Below are 3,086 nucleotides of genomic sequence, written 5' to 3'. Positions count from 1 at the left end.
GCCTCGCTCAGCGTGAGCGGGGTGTCATCGCGCAGGCGCGCCCACTCAGCACGCGAATAGGTCGCGTAAGGTGAGAAGGCGACGGCGGGCCGGGGGTTCATGACAGGGACGGGGTGCGCGTCGGCTAGACCGGCGCGGCCTTTCGGCGTTTCTCCTCGGCCTCGCCCATGCGCCGCTCCAATTCTTCACGGACCTCATCGAGCGTGACCTCGCGCGATTCCAGCAACACGAGCAGATGGTAGAGCAGGTCCGCGGTCTCGGAGATGAGCGCTGCCCTGTCCTGCGCCACGGCGGCAAGCGCCACCTCGACCCCTTCCTCGCCGACCTTCTTGGCGGGCTTGATGGGCTCCGCCAAGAGTTGCTTGGTGTAGGAGTCTTCGGCGCTCGCGTTGCGGCGCTCTTTGATGATGGCCGCCAGCTATCCAATGCATCCATGCTCATGCCCTGGCTCATACACTGCGGAAGGGGCGGTGGGAATAGGCCGAACGGCCAAGGTTAAGGATCGAGCCGCATCGGCAGCCCGGCGTCGGCCATGAACTGCTTCGCCTCGCCGATCGTGTGCTCGCCGTAATGGAAGATCGAGGCGGCGAGCACGGCCGAGGCATGACCGTCGCGTACGCCGTCGACGAGGTGCTGCAAGGTGCCGACGCCGCCGGACGCGATCACCGGCACGGAGACCGCATCCGCAATGGCGCGGGTCAGTTCGAGATCGAAACCGGCCCGTGTGCCGTCCCGGTCCATCGAGGTGAGCAGGATCTCGCCGGCGCCGAGCGACACCACCTCTTCGGCATAAGCGATTGCCTCGATGCCGGTCGGCTTACGGCCGCCGTGGGTGAAGATCTCGAAACGCGGCGCCTTGCCGTTGGCGCCGGCGCGCTTGGCGTCGATGGCGACGACGATGCATTGCGCCCCGAATTTCTCCGCCGCCCGGCGCACGAGTTGCCGGTCCGTCACCGCCGCGGTGTTGATCGACACTTTGTCGGCGCCGGCTTCCAGCAACGCGCGTACGTCTCCGGTCGAGCGCACGCCGCCGCCGACCGTAAGCGGCATGAAGCAGCGCTCCGCCGTGCGACGAACAATGTCGAGTATCGTGCCGCGCTTTTCGTGGCTCGCCGTGATGTCGAGAAAGCAGAGCTCGTCCGCGCCCGCCTCGTCATAGGCGGTAGCGGCCTCGACCGGATCGCCGGCGTCTTGCAGATCGACGAAGTTCACGCCTTTGACGACGCGGCCTTCCTTCACGTCGAGGCAGGGGATGACGCGGACTTTCAGCATGAGGGCTCTTTAGCTGGCCGGTGTTTGCGAGAGATCACAAAGGTGACCGCCGCGGCCACCGCCCAGAGCGCAAGCAATGCGCCGCCGATCGGCAGCGTCAGATACGAGTACCAGATCAGAAAGCCGAGGTCGTAGAACATCTGCCCATAGTCGTGGCCGCCGATAACGCATGGGATCACGTGGTGAAGATCGACCTGGCACCCAAGGCCTTCGGCAATCAACTGACTCACGACGGCGACAAGCGCAGGCCCAAATGTGAAGAGCAGAATCAGCACCAGCAGGACGATGAACACGGTACGGGCCCGCATCAATATTGTCCCGTCGCGCCGTGGCGGGCGTAGCGCTCGGCGATCAGGGTGAGTGCCTCTTTCGCGTCGAGCCGCCCGTCATAGAGCGCGCGGCCCGTGATCGCCCCGTCGAGCTTTGCGAAGCGCGGTTCGAGGAGCCGTTTGATGTCGTCAAGCGAGGCAAGGCCGCCGCTGGCGATGACAGGGATCGAGACCGTCTCGGCGATCGCAAGCGTCGCACCGAGATTGAGGCCCTCCAGCACGCCGTCTCGGGAAATGTCGGTGTGGATGATCGCCGCCACGCCCGCGTCCTCGAAGCTGCGGGCCAGATCGAGCGCGGTCATCTCTGATGTTTCCGCCCAGCCTTCGATCGCCACCCTGCCGTCGCGCGCGTCGATCCCCACCGCGATGCAGCCGGGGAAGTCGTGCGCCGCTTTACGCACCAGATCGGGATCGCGCACCGCCGCGGTGCCCAAAATCACGCGGTCGATGCCCTTGTCGAGCCACATGGCGATGGTGTCGAGGTCGCGGATGCCGCCGCCGAGCTGGATGGGCAGGTGGGTCGCCGCGAAGATCGCCTCGACCGCGGCGCCGTTCACCGGCTTGCCCTCGAAGGCACCGTTGAGATCGACCACGTGCAGCCACTCGAAGCCTTGGTCCTCGAACTCTTTGGCTTGCGCGGCCGGATCGGCGTTGAACACGGTTGCTTGGTCCATTTCGCCCTGGACCAGCCGCACGCATTGTCCGTCTTTCAGATCGATGGCGGGAAACAGGATCATGCGACCTCTACGGCATCCATTTCAGAAAATTGGCGATGAGCGCCAGTCCGAGCCTCTGGCTCTTCTCCGGGTGAAACTGGCTGCCGGCCATGTTGGCGCGCGCCACGAACGCGGTCACCTCTCCCCCATAGTCCGTTGTGGCGACGAGAGAATCCTTATCTTCCGGCACGAAGTGATAGGAGTGCACGAAATAGGCGTGCAGGCCTTCGGCGCCCGTCGGAATCCCGTCGAACAGTTTGTGCTCGCGCGCAAGCGTGAGCGTGTTCCAACCCATATGGGGGATCTTGAGCGAAGGATCGTTCGGCTCGATGGCGCGGACCTCGCCGCCGATCCAATCGAGCCCCGGCGTCACGCCATGCTCCAAGCCGCGCGTGGCCATGAGCTGAAGTCCGACGCAAATACCGAGAAACGGCGTGCCCCGCTCCTGCACGGACTCTTCTAACGCCTCGATCATGCCGGAGACCGCCGCCAGCCCCGCCTTGCAATCGCGACGCGCGACGCCCGGCAGCACGACCCGTTCGGCGGAGAGCACCTCGTCCGGCTCGGCCGTGACCTTGATGGAGAGCTTCGAGTCCTGCTCCCGCGCCGCCCGTTCGAAGGCCTTGGCGGCGGAGTGGAGATTGCCCGAGCCGTAATCGATGATGGCGACGTGCATGACTTACGCTCGCGGAAACGATCCGATGACTTCGTCGCCGCCGCTCGGCCGCGTCGGCGTCAGCGCGGCGCCCTTCGCGCCCCCCGTCACGGG

The 3,086-nt window shown here is 65.7% G+C and carries 5 protein-coding genes; all 5 read right to left on the bottom strand.

The genetic code is table 11. The features are described from left to right. Positions 1-124: 124 nt before the first annotated feature. A complete protein-coding gene (gene hisE / locus AUC71_RS10000; protein ID WP_425283379.1) occupies positions 125-406 on the bottom strand; it encodes a phosphoribosyl-ATP diphosphatase in 282 nt (93 codons plus the stop codon). 89 nt (positions 407-495) lie between these two features. Further along, positions 496-1,272 (bottom strand): imidazole glycerol phosphate synthase subunit HisF, encoded by a 777-nt coding sequence (gene hisF / locus AUC71_RS09995; RefSeq protein WP_069624149.1) that lies wholly within the window; start codon positions 1,270-1,272, stop codon positions 496-498. After that, positions 1,266-1,580, bottom strand: coding sequence for a hypothetical protein (locus tag AUC71_RS09990; protein WP_141701596.1), 315 nt, complete (start codon positions 1,578-1,580; stop codon positions 1,266-1,268). The genes hisF and AUC71_RS09990 overlap by 7 nt, the downstream gene beginning before the upstream one ends. Beyond that, positions 1,580-2,338 carry a 1-(5-phosphoribosyl)-5-[(5-phosphoribosylamino)methylideneamino]imidazole-4-carboxamide isomerase gene (gene hisA / locus AUC71_RS09985; RefSeq protein ID WP_069624147.1) on the bottom strand — a complete coding sequence of 253 codons (759 nt, stop codon included), beginning with the start codon at positions 2,336-2,338 and terminating at the stop codon, positions 1,580-1,582. Before hisA ends, AUC71_RS09990 begins: the two co-directional genes overlap by 1 nt. A gap of 7 nt (positions 2,339-2,345) precedes the next feature. Then, on the bottom strand, positions 2,346-2,993 hold the full coding sequence (gene hisH, locus AUC71_RS09980; protein WP_069624146.1) for an imidazole glycerol phosphate synthase subunit HisH: 648 nt from the start codon (positions 2,991-2,993) through the stop codon (positions 2,346-2,348). Between the last annotated feature and the right edge of the window lie 93 nt (positions 2,994-3,086).

The organism is Methyloceanibacter marginalis (genome assembly GCF_001723295.1).
Lineage (GTDB): Bacteria > Pseudomonadota > Alphaproteobacteria > Rhizobiales > Methyloligellaceae > Methyloceanibacter > Methyloceanibacter marginalis.
Note: the sequence above shows the minus strand (reverse complement) of the source record. Positions and strands in the feature narration are given on the sequence as shown.

Coding starts and splice junctions, on each gene's coding strand:
- hisH (WP_069624146.1), bottom strand. CDS start 2,993: ATGCACGTCGCCATCATCGATTACGGCTCGGGCAATCTCCACTCCGCC.
- AUC71_RS09990 (WP_141701596.1), bottom strand. CDS start 1,580: ATGCGGGCCCGTACCGTGTTCATCGTCCTGCTGGTGCTGATTCTGCTC.
- hisA (WP_069624147.1), bottom strand. CDS start 2,338: ATGATCCTGTTTCCCGCCATCGATCTGAAAGACGGACAATGCGTGCGG.
- hisF (WP_069624149.1), bottom strand. CDS start 1,272: ATGCTGAAAGTCCGCGTCATCCCCTGCCTCGACGTGAAGGAAGGCCGC.